Genomic DNA, 732 nt, shown 5'->3' with positions numbered 1-732 from the left:
TCGCAAAGTCAGAAAGAACATGCTAATAGAAGAAGCAAAGAAAAAAGAAATAGAACAGGCACCGGTGGAACGTCCCGTTTATTGGTGCCCGAGAGAAAACAGACCAATTGGTAGAGAACAAGAGCGTGTTACTGCTCCTACGAAGGAAATCACCTTAGAAAAAGATGTAGCAAGTATTTACGATTTAGTTGCTACATCGGTTCAAAAGAATCTGTGTGAAGAAGCGAGTAACAAATTAGAACAGGAAATTGAAGCTGTAGAAGAAGTGGAGTATGTTGAAGATTTTCACCATGCTCCTGCTTCTGAAGCGGTATATGATATCCCATTTCTGAGTGATGAGGACATACCGTTTCCAAGCTATATGGATACACCAGAGGAATTCTTAGGATATGAAGATACATTTCCAGAACTAGAACAGTTGCCGGTTCCACCAGAAACAGAACGTATACTTCCTGTTCAACAAGGAGTATCAAAAGCACAGGATGGGAATGTGGTAAAGTGGATCGCAAAAGTGATTGGACGGGAACAAGGATTAACACGTGTAATAAATATGTCGAATAGGAAGCGCTATTGGATACATACAGAGGGAGAGATATTACCAGAAAATAAATTAATGTATATAGAATTAGAGGTCGATTCACCTTATTCCTATACATTAGTTGGGTGGAGTGATAGACAACTAGGGAGTATATAAATCTATTTCCTAGTTGGTATTTTCTTAGTTATATAGCA

Annotated in this window: 1 protein-coding gene; it reads left to right on the top strand. The window is 38.7% G+C overall.

Annotation, left to right across the window (positions count from 1 at the left end):
• The coding region (locus MR155_RS31270; protein WP_313897571.1) for a transposase at nucleotides 1–694 on the top strand (694 nt) is incomplete at its 5' end.
• Nucleotides 695–732: the final 38 nt, after the last annotated feature.

Source organism: Bacillus cereus group sp. BfR-BA-01331 (genome assembly GCF_022663915.1).
Taxonomy (GTDB): Bacteria; Bacillota; Bacilli; order Bacillales; family Bacillaceae_G; genus Bacillus_A; species Bacillus_A mycoides.
The sequence above is the reverse complement of the archived record's forward strand: the minus strand, read 5'-3'. Positions and strand labels throughout refer to the sequence as shown.